19 protein-coding genes are annotated in these 15,338 nt (G+C 52.6%); 14 read left to right on the top strand and 5 right to left on the bottom strand.

Annotated elements, in window-relative coordinates:
- Positions 1-32: 32 nt before the first annotated feature.
- From EYC87_RS06750 to EYC87_RS06730, 5 genes are all read right to left on the bottom strand, one after another.
- Complete coding sequence (locus tag EYC87_RS06750) at positions 33-1,082, bottom strand: hypothetical protein (RefSeq protein WP_007228050.1); 1,050 nt, start codon at positions 1,080-1,082, stop codon at positions 33-35.
- Between the two features lie 76 nt (positions 1,083-1,158).
- Positions 1,159-1,533: a hypothetical protein gene (locus EYC87_RS06745; protein WP_040540181.1), complete on the bottom strand. Its 375-nt coding sequence runs from the start codon at positions 1,531-1,533 to the stop codon at positions 1,159-1,161.
- A 148-nt stretch (positions 1,534-1,681) separates the two neighbouring features.
- Positions 1,682-2,821: a DUF1254 domain-containing protein gene (locus EYC87_RS06740; protein ID WP_279252212.1), complete on the bottom strand. Its 1,140-nt coding sequence runs from the start codon at positions 2,819-2,821 to the stop codon at positions 1,682-1,684.
- Positions 2,822-2,901: 80 nt separating this feature from the next.
- Positions 2,902-4,011, bottom strand: a complete 1,110-nt coding sequence (locus EYC87_RS06735; protein WP_279252211.1) for a DUF1254 domain-containing protein — start codon at positions 4,009-4,011, stop codon at positions 2,902-2,904.
- Between the two features lie 598 nt (positions 4,012-4,609).
- A complete protein-coding gene (locus tag EYC87_RS06730) occupies positions 4,610-5,626 on the bottom strand; it encodes an LLM class F420-dependent oxidoreductase (protein ID WP_279252210.1) in 1,017 nt (338 codons plus the stop codon).
- 154 nt (positions 5,627-5,780) lie between these two features.
- Between EYC87_RS06730 and moaC the strand changes: the two genes are divergently transcribed.
- The 14 genes from moaC (at position 5,781) to EYC87_RS06660 (ending at position 15,295) form a co-directional block, all read left to right on the top strand.
- Positions 5,781-6,266 (top strand): cyclic pyranopterin monophosphate synthase MoaC, encoded by a 486-nt coding sequence (gene moaC, locus EYC87_RS06725; protein WP_279252209.1) that lies wholly within the window; start codon positions 5,781-5,783, stop codon positions 6,264-6,266.
- Complete coding sequence (locus EYC87_RS06720) at positions 6,266-6,520, top strand: MoaD/ThiS family protein (RefSeq protein WP_279252208.1); 255 nt, start codon at positions 6,266-6,268, stop codon at positions 6,518-6,520. Before moaC ends, EYC87_RS06720 begins: the two co-directional genes overlap by 1 nt.
- 1 nt (position 6,521) lies before the next feature.
- Positions 6,522-6,989: a molybdopterin synthase catalytic subunit MoaE gene (gene moaE / locus EYC87_RS06715; RefSeq protein WP_279252207.1), complete on the top strand. Its 468-nt coding sequence runs from the start codon at positions 6,522-6,524 to the stop codon at positions 6,987-6,989.
- An 89-nt stretch (positions 6,990-7,078) separates the two neighbouring features.
- Complete coding sequence (locus EYC87_RS06710; RefSeq protein WP_279252206.1) at positions 7,079-7,555, top strand: flavin reductase family protein; 477 nt, start codon at positions 7,079-7,081, stop codon at positions 7,553-7,555.
- 81 nt (positions 7,556-7,636) lie between these two features.
- Positions 7,637-8,185, top strand: coding sequence for an NUDIX hydrolase (locus EYC87_RS06705; protein WP_279252205.1), 549 nt, complete (start codon positions 7,637-7,639; stop codon positions 8,183-8,185).
- Positions 8,186-8,197: 12 nt separating this feature from the next.
- Positions 8,198-8,683, top strand: coding sequence for a thioredoxin-dependent thiol peroxidase (gene bcp, locus EYC87_RS06700; RefSeq protein ID WP_007227676.1), 486 nt, complete (start codon positions 8,198-8,200; stop codon positions 8,681-8,683).
- Between the two features lie 4 nt (positions 8,684-8,687).
- Positions 8,688-9,779 carry an MBL fold metallo-hydrolase gene (locus EYC87_RS06695; protein ID WP_279252204.1) on the top strand — a complete coding sequence of 364 codons (1,092 nt, stop codon included), beginning with the start codon at positions 8,688-8,690 and terminating at the stop codon, positions 9,777-9,779.
- Positions 9,780-9,932: 153 nt separating this feature from the next.
- Positions 9,933-10,364 (top strand): HIT family protein, encoded by a 432-nt coding sequence (locus tag EYC87_RS06690; RefSeq protein ID WP_007227974.1) that lies wholly within the window; start codon positions 9,933-9,935, stop codon positions 10,362-10,364.
- Between the two features lie 52 nt (positions 10,365-10,416).
- A complete protein-coding gene (locus EYC87_RS06685) occupies positions 10,417-11,172 on the top strand; it encodes a glutathione S-transferase family protein (protein ID WP_279252203.1) in 756 nt (251 codons plus the stop codon).
- Positions 11,173-11,180: 8 nt separating this feature from the next.
- The gene (locus EYC87_RS06680) at positions 11,181-11,633 is read left to right on the top strand and encodes a nuclear transport factor 2 family protein (RefSeq protein ID WP_007227920.1); all 453 of its coding nucleotides are present in this window, start codon (positions 11,181-11,183) and stop codon (positions 11,631-11,633) included.
- A gap of 61 nt (positions 11,634-11,694) precedes the next feature.
- A complete protein-coding gene (locus EYC87_RS06675; RefSeq protein WP_279252202.1) occupies positions 11,695-12,477 on the top strand; it encodes an exodeoxyribonuclease III in 783 nt (260 codons plus the stop codon).
- A 93-nt stretch (positions 12,478-12,570) separates the two neighbouring features.
- Entirely contained in the window at positions 12,571-12,906 is a 336-nt protein-coding gene (gene yajC / locus EYC87_RS06670; RefSeq protein ID WP_007227730.1) for a preprotein translocase subunit YajC, read from the top strand.
- Between the two features lie 6 nt (positions 12,907-12,912).
- Positions 12,913-13,914 carry a 1-aminocyclopropane-1-carboxylate deaminase/D-cysteine desulfhydrase gene (locus EYC87_RS06665; RefSeq protein WP_279252201.1) on the top strand — a complete coding sequence of 334 codons (1,002 nt, stop codon included), beginning with the start codon at positions 12,913-12,915 and terminating at the stop codon, positions 13,912-13,914.
- 43 nt (positions 13,915-13,957) lie between these two features.
- Positions 13,958-15,295, top strand: coding sequence for an alanine/glycine:cation symporter family protein (locus EYC87_RS06660; RefSeq protein WP_007227753.1), 1,338 nt, complete (start codon positions 13,958-13,960; stop codon positions 15,293-15,295).
- The last annotated feature ends 43 nt before the right edge of the window (positions 15,296-15,338 follow it).

The raw sequence follows: 15,338 nt of genomic DNA, 5'->3' as shown, positions 1-15,338 counted from the left end.
GGTTAACGAAGTTCACTGTTGATGCATGGGGGTCAAGAAAAATAAGATTCCATTGCCCCGCGGCGACGCGTATCAAGGGTGACGCAGTGAAAGCCTCCCCCCATCATTCTGGAATGCCTCAATTTGAGTGGGACTACGTTCATGCCCTTCGTTTCAAGAAGTGTTATCAGCGCCGTTTGATCGCTGTCGACCACCACTGTATCCGGACCGAGGCTGAAGAGATTCATATCGATCCATTCGCTGCCGATGGCTTTCTCGAGATAGGTTGCGCTGTGTCGGGCCTGGTTCTCCATAGGAGGGCTATAAATAACCTCCCATTCTCTCAGAAAATCTGGAATTGTCTCATCGTCTATCCGCTCTGGGTTTGCCAGCACCAGACCAGGCCTGAGAGCGACCAGTGTCGAGTCGATATGGCTGCCATAATATACGTCCCGCATAAAGTGAACTCGAAATTCGTCGCCCAGTGCGCGTTGTAGCCAGTAGCCGCCCATTTCATTGCCTGTTGCGCTAACTAAATAAAGTAGATCCCGACCAAAACGCAACACATTGGCCGCATCGAAAGCGGGCTCATGATTGCGAGGAGTGGGTTTGGAGGGATCAAAATCAAAAAGGCTATCAGCCAGCAGCGGCTTCGGCGCGCTGAACCAAATTGCGCCGTCCTGCAGGTATTCAACCAGCATGCTGCGATAACTGCCAGTTTCGATTGATCGGCCGCGTATAACATTGGGTGTCTCGATGATTCTGTCACCGACAACCAGAAGTACATCTCTGGGACAATAGTTGTAGTAGCCCTTGGATGCCCAAAGCGTAGTTTTAATGGTCGACGCATGTGGCCAGCGTTCAGGTCTCCTCACCACAATGCCCAGTGCGGTCATCGCATCAATGAAGAGCTGCAAATCCTCTTCCGTTTCGTCAATGATTTGCTGTGGGAAAGGGCCTTGGGGAATATCGTTGAGCTGTCGGTCCGGATACTCGGCTAATTGTGTACTTGGATCAGCAAAAGGAAAGTGGGCGTCAAGGGGGTTGCCTACAACCACTTCTTCGAGTGGGTCCCACTCATTACAGCTCCATAACTTCGACATATGGCGTTTGAATACTCGTGCGTTTAAAAAAAAAGGCTGTCAGCAGACAGCCTTTATCGATGGACTATGCCCGCGTTCAGATCTCCGCAGTTTCCCACAGTGCGCTGCCGTGGCATGACATCGTTTCACCTTCCATTCCGGCGGCGTCAGAGTCGGGATAAACGTCCCAAAAAGCGCCGTAGGCAGCAAAGGACGGCCATTTGACAGTGTAAATAAGATCTGTGCCAAGGCCGTCGGCACCGACAGCAACTGGGAAATGAATTTGCTGTGTAATTGCATCACCCCCGGGTAACGTCGCTGCCGCCTTCTTCCAATCCGCAGCGTGTTTCAATACCTGCTCTTCAGAAAGGTCGTCGTTGAGCTGGCACTTCCACATATGAGTGGGCGAACCGGCATTCGCAAGTGGCGAAATGAGGCACAGTGCACTCAGGGTTGCTAATAAATACTTCATCGTTTTTCTCCTCGGCTTGTTATTGGCTGGGGAAAAGACTATCAGGGGGTATTGAAGGATTCAATAGTATTAAGACATTTATCTTTGATAGCAAAAAGCCCCGCCGTTGGCGAGGGTTTTAAATCCCTTGTTGGCCTGACGCACTGGGTTAGTCAGCGGTCTGCAACTCCGGTCGGACCCACTTGCCAGAAAAGTAGTCTGCCAGTGGCGTGTAAATGCGCAGTGTTGCATTCCAGCCAGGATAAACAGGCAAATAATTATCAGCAGAAGGGTCACCGCCAAAGTTCACAACGGTGTCGCCATTGGCATCAGACTTGGCAAACGAGCTGTTTATATTGAAGGGGTCAGAGGCCACAAAACCCTCTTCGTCATAAACCGTGATCGACCAAAACGCAGTGGCTGCATGGGGCACCTCCCTGAGGGTTAGCGTCTGATGTTCACTCGAGTCGGACGTATAAAAAAGATACACCGCGCCCTCCTTCGGTTGACCACCCCAGCCGACCGCCACGCCTACATTAGCCATGTCCTGGTCAATTTCGTCCTGCTTACCGAACATGTCCTCTGATTTATAGCCTTTTTCGTCGCGCAGAATCTGCAACTCTTTGCGCATAGCCAGAATAGCGTCTTTGTCCCAGCGGTTAGTAAACACCATTTCCCCCGACGCGGCCTGCTCGACAGAAATCAGATCCTGAAGCTTGTTGGCCTCGGCAATATCCTCCTGATTCTGCATGTTCATCTGTGTTCTGAAACCCACCAACACATAACGGGAACCTGAATTGTCGCGGGTTAGCGTAAAGCTTCCGGGCTCTGTAATGACAAACGGCATCCAGTGACCTTCGTTAAGTACCTGCGCCGACTGATACCGGCCATTGGTCTCGGGCATTGAGATGGTGGCGGGAGTGGTAAGGTCCAGCAGTAGCCATGAATACAACGTGTCGTAGTTCACTCGAGCAAAGGCGCGGTGACTGGGGTCAGAAGGCTTGCGCTCATGCATAAGCACACCCATCCCGTCTGTGCAGGTCGCCTTGGCGATCATCGAGATATATGGCCCGGCAAATAGAGACTGAGTCTCGGCGGTCGCGTAATTTTGAGAAGTCAGAGGAGTGAATTCTTCCGCTTCCATCCGCACTGCGGGCGCAGGACACTCCTTATCCTCTTGCGCCTGAACAGTCGGTAACCAGACAAGACATAGTGCAGCGAGCATACATAGCAACAACAGGCTTCCTTTCTTGGGCAGATGTCTCGATACGATGAGTGCGTGAGCCAATCCGGTACTGGATGGATGCATTAGTTATTCTCCTTTTCTATCTAGTTCAGTTTTTCTCGCGGACTGAGAGCGTTAGGTGCCGCGCAAAGTGGTTGAGTTGATCAGTTGCCCACCAGTTGGGGCGAGGGAACTTCCCAGCTGCCATCAAAGTACTCGGCCTGGGGCGAGTAAATGCGGAACGTCGCGTTCCAGCCTTCGTAGATCTCGAGGTAGTTCTCCTGATCGGGTGAGCCACCAAAGTGCACAATGGTCTCGCCCTCGTCGTTCGCGATACTAGAGGTGCTGTTCAGACTAAAGTGCTCGCCCTGGGGGTAGCCGTCTTTGTCGTACACCGTGATCGACCAGAATGCATTGTCGGCCATCGGCACATCCTTCACTGTGAGTGTTTGGGGGTCGCTGGGCTCGTTATCGATAAACAGGTAGATCGCGCCTTCCTTGGTCTGGCCACCCCAGCCCACTGCGGGACCAAAGTTGTGCATATCCGGAGTGATCTCGCCACGAGCGCCGGCCATCTCTTCCGAGGGCACTTTGTCGCGCACCGCGCGGGTCTGGTAGGTCTTGCGCATCGTCAGGATCTCGTCCATGTCCCAGGCGTCGCTGGCCACGTAGCTGCCCGGGACCTCCTGCTCTACCTGAATCTGATCTTGCAGCGCATGCACGGCTTTCAGGTCATCCTCATCACCCATGGTCACCTGAGTGCGGAAGATCACAATCGCGTACTGCCCACCCACGTTCTCCTGAGTGAGTTCATAGGTGCCGGGCTGCTGAAAGATAAACGGAATGTAGTGCTCTTCGTCCAATACCTCGGCGCTTTGGTAGCGGCCGCCGGCCTCGGGCAGGGTGATGGTCGCCGGCGTGCTGAGGTCGAGAATCAAAAACGAATAGATGGTGTCAAAGTTAATGCGCAAAATGGTGCGATCAGCGGGGTCGGGTGTATTGCGCAGGTGCATGAGTTGGCCCACGCCGCCGCTGCAGGTAGTCGCGGCGATCTTGCGCACATAGTCGGCAAAGATCACCTGGGTCTCGGCCAGCGAGTAGTTCTGCTCACTCACGCTTGTAGTGGGCCCTGCTTTTACTGAGAGCGCTGGGGCAGGGCAGTGGTCGTCAGCTAGCACAGTTTGCTGGGCGGCCATCAGCGCGCCTCCTAAAACCAGCATTGCACTGGAGCGAATGCAGCGTTGTAAAAAAGTGTTGGGGTTGAGAGTGAACATTTAAACTTCCTCCTTACTAAGTTAGCGCAGTTTACATTGAAAAACCATCTCAAGTGCAATGTGTTATCTCATTGATCCAGCTGTATATCAGGAGAATAAATCGGGAAAAGCTATAGCGCAAATAAATGGTCTTTTGGAAGTATATTTTCTCGATGACGGTACCGACTAAACTGCAGAAATTCGCGACATCACCGCCGCTTGCTCTGAAAAGTTGTGCTCGGTACTCATCTCGCAATGCATATCCATCTTTACTGCAAAAATATCGCTACTCATCAGTATGGATAAGTGGGCAAATTGATACTGATGAATATAACCCTGCTGTCCTATGAGTCAGCGCAGAACTATGACAGCAGTCGTTAATTGGGAGTTTTTTGGCACCACCGTAATATTATAATCAAAAGCGTACGTCTATGTTTGCTTCAACCTTGAACCGTAATTTAGAGTTTGGCGCGCGGGAAGACCTGCTATGGCGAGAGATTATAGTCATTCACTGAAAAGTTCTTCTGCGAAATGCAACATTGTATGTTTGCCAGAGCAGCCTTGCTGCACCTGGACGCAGACAGTAACTCTGGATCAGACAGGCAGTGTTGGAGCAGCGCTAGAGCACCAGCTCTGCCATATTGCGCATTAGGTTCTCATCGCCATTAATCAGCAGGCTGGTGACAGGGGAGTTCTCCCAGTCTTTGAGTTTCTCTTTGACTCTGTCCAGTGGACCGCAGAGGGATATTTCGTCTGCAAACTGATCGGGCACTGCTGCTATACCTTCGTCTCTTTTGCCCTCAAGAAACAACCGTTGAATCTCATCCGCTTCATCAGGGAAACCCATGCGTGCCATCAACTCCTTATGGAAATTTCGCTTTGCTGCGCCCATTCCGCCAACATAGAAGGCAAGCATGGCCTTCACCGGATACAGGGCATCGTTCAGGTTGTCGTTGATATAAACCATGACAGTCGGCGAAATCTCAAACCCTTCCTTGGCGGCGACTAGCTGGTCAGCATATACATCCTGGCGATACGGAGAATAGTAAAGCGGCAACCATCCGTCGGCGATTTGTGCTGTCTGGGTGACGTTTTTAGGACCCTCGGCACCAATAAAAATGGGCACATCCGCTCTTACAGGGTGAGTGATCGGTTTCAGTGGTTTGCCCATGCCCCAGGAGCCAGGGCCCTCGTAAGGCAGTGGATAGAATTCACCATTACTGGTGACTGGGGCTTCTCTGGCCAATACCTGGCGAATGATGTCTACGTATTCACGGGTACGTGTGACAGGTTTGGAATAGGGCTGGCCATACCAGCCTTCAACGACTTGCGGTCCGGATACACCGAGGCCAAGGATCATGCGACCTCCAGAGAGCGCATCCAGTGCTAGTGTGGCCATTGCACAGGCGGTTGGCGTTCGTGCCGAAAGCTGAGCTACCGATGTGCCCAGTCGAATACGCGAGGTTTGTGCACCTATCCACGAGAGCGGGGTGAAGCAATCATTACCCCAGGATTCTGCAGTCCAAACTGAATCAAACCCAAGCTTTTCCGCCGCCTGTGCCAGTTCGGTGTGATTGTTCCCCGGGCACAGTGCTCCCCAGTAGCCCAGTTGTAAGCCCAATTTGAGTTTTGTCATCGAATTGCTCCTCTCATTGCGAGATACTCTACTTCAGGCGTGAACAGGGCGAAAAGTGCCTTGCGGCCAAAATGCCTGACACCAGCGATCAGGGCTGTTCTTCGGACACACCATTGGCTAGACTCTGCCGCCTTAAATAGAAATGAGAAACGCCATGTCACAACTAACTCATCTGGATGAAACAGGCGCCGCGCGTATGGTTGATGTGGGCGATAAGGCAGTTAGTCAGCGTGTTGCTGTGGCTTCCGCCAGCATTAGCATGCAGCCAGAAACTCTGCGATTGCTGCGAGAGGGTGGCCACAAAAAAGGCGATGTGATCGCGGTGGCCAGAGTCGCCGGGATCCAGGCGGCGAAAAAGTGTTCGGACCTGATCCCGCTGTGCCATCCTTTGATGCTCAATTCTGTGGACGTCAGCTTTGACCTCAATACCGAAGAAAACCGGGTCGAAATTCAGGCCCGCTGCAAGGTTGATGGTAAGACAGGCGTTGAAATGGAAGCATTAACAGCGGCGTCGGTCGCTGCGCTTACGGTGTATGACATGTGCAAGGCAGTGGATCGAGGTATGGAAATATCCCGCATTGGCCTGTTGGAAAAACAAGGTGGAAAATCAGGTCACTGGCTGCGCGGAGAACACGATTAATGTTGCGAGTGCTTTTTTTTGGTCGTTTCAGGGAAGAACTTGACTGTGCCGAACTGAATCTAGTTTTTAGTGAGAACTATACCAACCTGCAGGGATTACAAGATGCGCTGATAGCAGAGCGGGGTGATCAATGGCTGGAAGTGCTTGCCCAGGAGAATGTTATACGGGCAGTTAATCAAGAAGTAGCAACACAGAATGTAGCACTGTCCGATGGCGACGAAATTGCTTTTTTCCCGCCGGTCACTGGGGGCTGAAATGAGCCAGCCTTTGAGCGTCAGGGTGCAGGCAGAGGATTTTGATATTGCTCTGTTACAGGAGCAATTACTGCAGGGCGAGGCAGCCGAGGGTGCTGTCGCAACTTTTACCGGCTACGTGCGCAACAATAACGAAAATCGTAATGTTCATAGTCTGGAACTTGAACATTATCCCGGGATGACCGAGCGAAGCATCCAGCAAATCCTGGCACAAAGCGCCCAGCGCTGGCCGGTGATGGCGGCAGCGGTTGTGCACCGGGTAGGCAAGTTGAAACCGGGAGAGCAGATTGTCTGGGTGGGTGTAAGTTCCTCTCATCGCGAGGCTGCTTTTGCTGCCTGTGAATTCATTATGGATTACCTGAAGACCCGAGCACCGTTTTGGAAGAAAGAGCTGAGTCCCGAAGGCGGACAGTGGTTGGATGCCAGAGCAAGTGATGGCGAACGTGCGCGCCGATGGGAACACGATTAGCACCGATAACAATAACCGAAACAGGGGATGCTATCGGGTTCTATCTGGGGTCAAATGCCTCGCATATAACTGTGTATCAAGGAGTAACAATGAACATCGATGGACGTGAACTGCGCAATGCCCTGGGCCGCTTTGCCACGGGAGTCTGCGTGATCACCACAGTGGATGCCACGGGCAACGCAGTGGGTATCACTGCTAATTCTTTCTCTTCGGTGTCGTTGGACCCGCCCCTGGTTCTCTGGAGCTTGCAGAGCAGTTCTGATATCTATACCACTTTCGCTAGTCCACGCCGCTATGCCATTAACGTGCTCAGCTGTGAGCAAGCAGATTTGTCTAACCAGTACGCCCTTAAGGGCAACCACATTCTTGACGCTGGACATTATACTGTCGGACGCCACGGTTCCCCGGTCATTCGCAATGCGCTAGTCAGTTTTGAGTGTGAGTTGGAGGCAACCCATCCAGGTGGCGACCACTTGATTATTATAGGCAGAGTTAAGGACGTCGCAGCCAGGCCCAATGGTAAGCCGCTGCTGTTTCATGCCGGCGCCTATTGTGAATTGCACTGAGTCTCGCCGTTGACCTTGATTGGCTCTATACTGCTCTCCTTTTTATGGCAAGCTCTCTTGGGGGCGGTGGTACATACCTGAATGAAATTCTGCACTGGCTGCGGTAACACCGTAGCGCTAAAGGTCCCCGAAGGGGACGATCGTGAACGATTCGTCTGCACCAGCTGTGAATTTATTCACTATGTGAACCCGCGGGTTATTGTTGGTTGTCTGCCTGTACACGAGGGTAAGGTCCTGCTGTGTAAGCGGGCGATTGAGCCGCGGTTGGGGTATTGGACTTTGCCGGCAGGATTCATGGAAAACGGTGAAACAACGCCACAGGGCGCTGCCAGGGAAACCTGGGAGGAAGCAAAGGCAAAAGTCAGCAAGCTGGAACTTTACCGGATATTCGACGTGCCTTATATCAGTCAGGTCTACATGTTTTATCGCTGTGATCTTGATAATGGCGAGTATGGTGTTGGACCAGAAAGCCTTGAAAGCGCGCTCTATGCCGAGGATGAGGTCCCTTGGGACGAAATCGCTTTTCCAGTAGTGAAAGAAGCACTAAAAGAATATTTTGAGGATGCCCGCCAGGGGCATTACCCAGTGAGGGTTTCGGCTATTGAATACCGGAATCGAGCAAAAAATTAGACGGAGTAGACTATGGCATTTCCCAAAATCGGTAACATGGCGCCAGCGTTCAGCCTGCTTGACCAGGATGGCAACAAGGTAAGCCTGAAACAATTTCGCGACGAAAAAAACGTGGTCTTGTACTTCTACCCCAAGGCAATGACACCGGGCTGCACTGTGCAGGCTTGTGGAATTCGCGATAGTAAAAAAGAACTCTCTAAATTGAAGACCGTTGTTCTGGGTGTCAGCCCTGATCCGGTGGCTCGCCTGGGTCGTTTCATCGACAAGCAGGAGCTCAATTTCTCGCTGTTGTCGGATGAGGACCACGCTATTACCGACAAATATGGCGCATGGGGGCTCAAAAAGTTCATGGGGCGCGAGTTTATGGGTGTGTTGCGCACCACGTTCCTGATTGGCAAGGACGGCCGGCTAAAGCATGTTATGGACAAAGTGAAGACCAAGAGCCATCACGATGACGTTATCACGCTGATCAAGGACCTTGGCCTGCATAAGTCCTGACCCTATGCTGACTTATCCCTTTGAGGACATACCCGCCCCGGGCGAGCTCAAAAAAGTGGCCGAGGGCGTCTATTGGTTGCGCATGCCACTACCCATGGCGCTGGATCACATAAACCTCTACTTGCTGGAAGATGCAGACGGCTGGTGGATTGTTGACACTGGCATGGCAGTGGGTCGCACTGAAGAATTGTGGGAACAGATATTTGAGCGGCATTTGCAGGGCAAGCCTGTGAAAGCGGTGATTGCCACTCACTGGCACCCTGATCACACCGGTATGGCTGGCTGGCTTTGTGATCGCTGGCAGGTTCCTTTTTATGCGACTCAGGCCGAGTACCTGACAGGACTGGTTTACTCCAGGTCCGCGCCGGAACATTTTGGCTGGACAAATGAACGGCACCAGATGAGATCAGGGCTAGGTGATAAGGGTGTTGCTTCAGCCCGTCAGAGCATGGGGGGTATCGCTCGTATTACTCGACCGATGCCCACCTCATACTGTCGCCTGGAAGAGGGCACGCGACTAACGATCAACGGGCAACGCTGGCAGGTGGTCATAGGCCGTGGGCATTCACCCGAGCACGCCTGTTTGTTCAGTGACTCACTCAATGTACTGATTTCGGGCGATCAGGTGATACCTCGAATTACTTCCAACATTAGCGTGAGCGGAGACGAGCCTGAGGCTAACCCGCTTAAAGCCTGGATGACCTCTCTGGAGCGGTTCCAGGAGGTTTTGCCTGAGGATGCGCTGGTGCTGCCCGCTCATAATGTGCCATTTTACGGTCTTCATTACCGCCTGAGGTATCTTGAGGAACATCATGAGGAACACCTTATTGCATTGGAAGAGGCCTGCCTCGAAGGCGAGCCCACTGCCCTGGAACTGCTTCCCGTGCTGTTCAAGCGAGACCTTGATGAACAGCATATTGGGCTGGCTATTGGTGAGTGCATCGCGCACCTCAATTACCTGTACCACCGGGGTCAATTAGAGCGCTCGGTGGATTCTGAGGGCAGGTACTGCTATCAGTCTGTAGATGAGACGCTGCCAATGCGATTGCGCAAGCGAAAGCATTCCGTCGAAGAGGTTGATCCAATACAGGTATAGCAATTAATTCAAATAGTTAGCGCAGATAATTAATCTCAAATATTATTAGTATTTTCAAACAAAATTGCTGAGGCCAGATCCTTGAAAGGGCAACAGTTTAGCATTCACCGTAGTAATAACGGCCGCTTGATTAAGATAGGGGAGCTTTAACAAATGACCGACGAGTGTATTTTTTGCCAGATTCTTGCCGATAAAGCCCCCTGTCATCCCGTACATGAGACTCGCTATACCAAAACATTTCTAGATCTATTCCCGGCCACCCCGGGCCATTGCCTGATTGTGACCAAAGATCATTACACTGACATTTTCGATGCTACTCCTGAGGCGGTGGCTATGGTGGGTCATGTCTCGACCTTGATTGCACACACGCTCAGGGACGAGTTGCAATGCGATGGTGCAGGCATATTTCAGCTCAATGGCGCCGCCGCGGGGCAGAGTGTTTTTCACTATCATATGCATGTCATTCCGCGGAACGCGGGGGATGATCCCAGCATTCATAGCCGAACGCCGGGTTCCCCGGCAGAATTGGAAGCCATGGCTGAGAGACTCAGCAAGCGCGCATATTCCATGGGGGTCGAGGATTGAGACCTGCCCGTGGTAGGCCAAGACGCTATTATTTTTGATCAAGGAACTCAGCATGGAATATATTTCTGTTACCGACGCGATTGAAGCGCCAGGGCTACGTTTGGTGCTGTCGGCTGGGGTGCCTGGTCCTTGGGGGGAATCTGCGAAAGCACTTCTGGCCTATAAAGGGCTGGAGTATCAGCCGGTGCTGCAAGAGGGGGGCGGTGAAAACGCTGAGCTGCTTGCCTGGACAGGGCAAACATCCGCCCCGGTATTGGTAAGCGATAATTTGCCTGCTGCTTGCCACTGGCTGGACTTGCTAATGTTGCTTGAGCGACTTAAGCCGAATCCGCCGTTGTTACCAGAAGACCCCATGCAGCGAGCAAACGCTATCGGTTTATGTGCGCTGATTATCGGGGTCGATGGCTTTGGGTGGGCGCGGCGCATGAGTATGATTGAGCCGATGATGAAGCTTTCTCCGGTGCCTGAGTTGGCGTTGAGAATGGCGCACAAGTACGGTTATTCCTCCGATGCGTTCGCTACAGCGCCCGCTAGAATGAGACTGATCTGCGACGCTCTGGAAGAGCATTTGTCGCATCAGGACGGAGACTACTTTTTCGGCGCAAGCCCCGGTGCAGTCGACTTCTACTGGGCCAACTTCGCTGGGATGATTAAGCCGCTCGCGCCTGCGCTCAATCCCATGCCAGACTGGATTAGACCTATTTATACCGCCACCGACCCCGAGCAACAGGCTTGTTTGTTGCCAGCCCTGGAGGCTCATCGGGATATGATGTACGAACGACATATTGCGACCCCACTGGATTTTTAGGAGTTCCCATGCTTTCTCAGCAAGAAATATCTGACCGATTTGAAATTCAGGATCTGGTCTTCCACTACGCAGACCTGGTTGACAGTAAAAATATTAAAGCGCTGCGCGAGACGGTTTTTACTGATGATGCGCACATAGACTACAGCGCCATGGGAGGGAGTGTTGGCAACGTCGATGAAACGTTGGAGTTTCTGCAGGCGTCGCTTACCAATGAACTGTTTCCTGCCAGTCAACACCTCAATGCCAACGTGCAAGTTCATCTCGATGGCGATACGGCCACCGGCCGGGTAATGTGTTTTAACCCTATGCTGATGGCGATTGCAGACGGCCAAAAACAGATGTTCTTTCTCGGACTTTGGTATGTCGATGAGTATCGTCGCACAGGCAGCGGATGGCGCATTAGCCGGAGAACCGAAGAGAAAAGCTGGGTGTTCAATACGCCTGACTTTATGACGTTGTAGCTCGCGCATAGGGTATTCCAGCATTCGACTACAGCGCACCTTATCGAGGGAGTCAAACCACGTGGCCAGAGTAATTACGCTAAACACTAATGGGATCAGGGCAGCCGCTCGCAAGGGCTTTTTTGACTGGCTGCCAAAACAAAACGCAGATGTCATCTGCATTCAAGAAACCAAGGCACAGCTCGATCAGCTGGGTGATCCTGTCTTTCAGCCCGAAGGTTATCATCGTTATTTCAACGACGCGGTGAAGAAGGGCTACAGCGGAACCGCGATTTATAGCAAGGTGAAGCCGCGCAAAGTCATTACATCGCTGGGCTGGGACCCGGCTGATTCTGAAGGCCGTTACGTGCAAGCGGATTACGACGGCATTAGCGTGATATCCCTGTATATGCCTTCAGGCTCCAGTTCTGAACAAGTGTTACAAAAAAAGTATCGCTTCATGGACCTCTTTATGGAACACCTTAAAGGCCTGCGCAGAAAACGTCGCGAGTTCATCATCTGCGCTGACTGGAACATTTGTCACAAAGAAATTGATCTCCGCAATTGGCGCAGCAACCGTAAAAACTCGGGCTTTCTCCCCGAAGAGCGTGCTTGGCTGGACCAGCTTTACGACGAAGTCGGTTATATCGACTCCTTTCGTTTAGTGAATGAGGAACCGGATCAATACACCTGGTGGTCTAATCGCGGGCAGGCCTGGGCCAAAAACGTAGGTTGGCGTCTGGACTACCAGGTCATAACACCTCGCTTGGCTGATAAGGTGCTGGCAGCAGATATCTATACCGACGAGCGTTTCTCCGACCACGCTCCCCAGATCATGGACTACGATCTGGAAATCCGGCGATAGGCTAATGGGTTTGGAATTGCCCGGTGCGGCGAAACACTGTAAATTAATCGCGATTTTCACGTCCCCCAGGGACAAAGCTACAAGGTGTTACATATGAGTTTGTTTATTGCCAGTGCATATGCTCAGGAAGCCGGGCAGGCTCCTCAGGGTGGGGAACTTTTCCAAATAGGTTTCCTGGTGCTATTGTTCGTGCTGTTTTACTTTATTGCCATTCGCCCACAACGTAAGCGTCAGAAGGAACACGGTGAAATGGTGTCGGCCCTGAACAAAGGGGATGAAGTGGTCACCAGTTCAGGCATATTAGGTAAAGTGACTGGCCTGGATGACAACTATATGGTGCTCAATGTCGCCAACAACGTGGACATGAAATTTCAGCGTGTACATCTCCACGCGGTACTGCCAAAAGGCACCTTGAAGTCCATCGGTTAAACTGCTGTGGGCTGCGCAGATCTCGACTATCCGCGCAAAATTGAGCTGGCCCGCACACCAACCCCGTTACAATATCTGGAACGCGCCACCGCTCGGTGGGGCGGTGACCACCGCCTGTGGATTAAGCGTGATGATCTCACCGGTTGTGCGCTTAGCGGTAACAAGGTTCGAAAGCTCGAATATATTACTGCCTACGCTCAGGACCACGGTTACGATACGCTGATTACCTGCGGTGGAATTCAGTCCAATCACTGTCGGGCAACCGCGTTCGCGGGAGCCCAACTGGGAATGCCGGTCCACCTTGTTTTGCGCGGCCGGCCGGAGCGCGAGCCTCAGGGAAACCTGCTTCTGGACCACCTTGCTGGCGCCCGAGTGAGCTGTTATCCAACAGCCCAATACGTTGAGGAACTGGACGCACTGTTTGAACAGTGGCAATCCTATTACGCCGAGCAGGGACGTAAGGCGCTTGCTATTCCTACTGGCGGCAGTGATGGTATCGGCGTCTGGGGCTATCTGTCCGCTGCCGCTGAGCTTGCCAATGACATGCAGTTGGCGGGCATTGAACAAGCTCATGTCGTTTGCGCTTCTGGATCCGGTGGCACCCAGGCAGGGCTCACTCTCGGCGCGGCCCTGCATCGCATGCCGGTTTCGGTTTGGGGTGTCAATGTTTGCGACGATGAGCACTACTTCCTCAATAAGGTGGCGGATGATGTCGCAGATTGGCGGTCACGTTACCCCGGGGGCCCAAATGCTGAGCTTGAGACACGGGTGATAGATGGCTATGTCGGAGCCGGGTATGGCAAGGCGGGGCCTGAGGTTTTTGAATTGATCGCCGAATTAGGTCGCCTTGAGGGTGTCTTGCTAGACCCCGTATACACCGGTAAGGCTTTTTCAGGCATGCTCGCGGAAATCGAGGCAGGTCGCTTCGACGGCTATCGCGACATTGTCTTCATACATACTGGCGGAGTTTTTGGCTTGTTTCCCCAAAGCGGTGGATTCAGCTGGTAAGATTTGAGCGGCCGCCAACAACAAAAATACACAGGGTAAATAGATGTCCGAGATAATTACAACGATCAATGGCTGGGCCTGGGGCCCGGTGATGCTGGCACTGCTGTTGGGCACAGGTTTCTATCTCAGCTTGGGCTTGCGGTTTTTGACGGTGCGCAAAATCCCAGCAGCAATGGGTCTGCTGTTAAAGGGCCGCAAAGGAGATGGAGCAGGGGATATATCTCCATTTAGTGCCCTGATGACTTCACTCTCAGCCACGATTGGCACAGGTAATATCGCCGGTGTCGCTACTGCCGTAGCCCTGGGTGGCCCCGGAGCGCTGTTTTGGATGTGGATCACCGCCCTGGTGGGCATGGCCACCAAATACGCTGAGGCGGTCTGTGCGGTAAAATTTCGAGAGCAGGATGAGAAGGGCAATTACAGTGGTGGCCCGATGTACTACATTCGTAACGGCTTGCATCCCCGCTGGCATTGGCTGGCGTATGCATTTGCCCTATTCGGTTCGCTGGCAGGGTTCGGTATCGCCAACACGGTGCAATCTAACTCTGTGTCGCAGGCACTGAACGATGCTTTCACTGTGCCTCCTCTTGCCACTGGACTGGTGTTGATGGTTTTAGTCGGCGCTGTCGTGCTTGGGGGAATCAAACGAATTGCCTCTGTCGCCAGCTACCTGGTTCCGATCATGGCTGTCAGCTACATTTTACTCAGTATCGTGGTGATCCTGATGAACATTACCGCCGTTCCTGCGGCACTGGAGACTATTGTCACCAGTGCAATGAGCGGTTCCGCTGCAGCGGGCGGTTTTGCTGGTGCCAGTGTTTGGGCGGCATTGCGCTTTGGTGTGGCGAGAGGAATATTTTCCAATGAAGCCGGCCTTGGCAGTGCTCCCATCGCTCATGCCGCAGCTAAAACTAACCAGCCTGTGCAACAGGGCATGATTGCTATGTTGGGCACGTTTATTGATACCTTGGTGGTATGCACCATGACTGGGTTGGTGATTGTGATCATGGATGTGCTGCCCACAGGTGTTAGCGGCGCTAGTCTCACCTCGATGGCCTTTGGTAATGCATTGCCGGGTGGTGAGTACATCGTGACCCTGGGCCTTTGCCTGTTTGCGTTTACCACCATGATCGGCTGGTCTTTCTACGGCGAACGCTGCGTCGTTTTTTTAGTGGGAGCCAAAGGTGTATTGCCATTTCGTATTCTCTGGGTGCTGGCGATTCCAGTGGGTACGGTGGTGCAATTGGATATGGTGTGGCTAATTGCCGATACCCTGAACGCATTTATGGCTGTCCCCAATCTCATTGCCTTGTTGTTGCTGGGGCCTCTGGTGTTCAAGCTGACCCGGGAATACTTTTCCAGTTCTGATAACGAGCGCTGATTTCGTCTTAATCTTGTTTCGTATCAATTGTCTCACCGGCCTA

The organism is Candidatus Seongchinamella marina, from assembly GCF_026262685.1.
In the GTDB taxonomy this organism is placed as follows: Bacteria; Pseudomonadota; Gammaproteobacteria; order Pseudomonadales; family Halieaceae; genus Halioglobus; species Halioglobus marinus.
This window is presented reverse-complemented; position numbering and strand designations above follow the sequence as displayed.